Raw genomic sequence first — 1,215 nt, forward strand, 5'->3', positions numbered from 1 at the left:
GCCGGGGTGTCCACCCGCCGGATGGACAAGCTGGTCAAGACCCTCGGCATCGACTCACTGTCCAAGTCGCAGGTCTCACGGATGGCCGAACACCTCGATGAGCAGGTCGCCGCGTTCCGCCACCGCCGCCTGGACGAGGCCGGACCGTTCACCTTCGTCACCGCCGACGCGTTGACCATCAAGGTCCGCGAGAACAACCAGGTCGTCAAGGCCGCCGTCCTGCTGGCCACCGGCGTCAACGGCGACGGCCACCGCGAAGTCCTCGGGATGCAGGTCGCCACCAGCGAGACCAAAGCCTCGTGGAACACCTTCTTCGCCGACCTGGTCGCCCGCGGCCTGGGCGGGGTGCGCCTGGTGACCTCCGATGCCCACGCCGGGCTCGTGGACGCGATCGCAGCGAACCTGCCCGGCGCGGCGTGGCAGCGTTGCCGCACCCACTACGCGGCGAACCTCATGGCTGTGTGCCCCAAGTCGATGTGGCCGGCCGTGAAAGCGATGCTCCACAGCGTGTACGACCAGCCCACCTCGACCGCGGTGCACGAGCAGTTCGACCGACTCCTGGAGTACACCGACGGGCGCCTGCCTGAGGTCGCCGACCACCTCGGCGATGCCCGCGAGGACCTGCTCGCCTTCACCACGTTCCCCGACGATGTATGGCGACAGATCTGGTCCAACAACCCGACCGAGCGACTCAACCGGGAGATCCGCCGCCGCACCGACGTCGTGGGGATCTTCCCCAACCGCGACGCCATCGTACGCCTCATCGGCGCAGTCCTGGCCGAGCAGACCGACGAATGGGCCGAAGGACGCCGCTACCTCGGCCTCGAAGTCCTCAGCCGATGCCGACTCACACTGACCACCAACACCGACACCAGCTCGCCGACGGAGGTGACCACCGATCCACTGATCCAACTACCCGCCTGACCACCAACGAAGGATCAAAAACCAGTTACACCAATACCAGGGGCTTGGCCGGTGTATATTCTCTGAATCGCGTGATCCACACCACTACCAGCACGCGCCAGTCTAGGAGAGTCCGTGTCACTTCGCCGAACCGGAATGCGCGCAGCCGCATTCGCCACCGCCATCGCCACCGCATTCGCCGGAGGGGCCGTGGTCGCCCCCGCCGCCGGCGCGCAGGGATCGTCCAACGACCCGGCGCCCGCCTTCTACCAGCCGCCCGCGGACCTGCCCGCAGCCTCCGGCGAGCTCATC

Annotated in this window: 1 protein-coding gene; it reads left to right on the forward strand. The window is 67.6% G+C overall.

Features of this window, described 5'->3' with window-relative positions; all coding sequences use genetic code 11:
• Positions 1-924, forward strand: a 924-nt coding sequence (locus G6024_RS15400; protein ID WP_182640411.1) for an IS256 family transposase, incomplete at its 5' end; no start/stop codon positions are given.
• Positions 925-1,215: the final 291 nt, after the last annotated feature.

Origin of the sequence: Dietzia maris, from assembly GCF_014144855.1 — a bacterium.
Lineage (GTDB): Bacteria > Actinomycetota > Actinomycetes > Mycobacteriales > Mycobacteriaceae > Dietzia > Dietzia kunjamensis.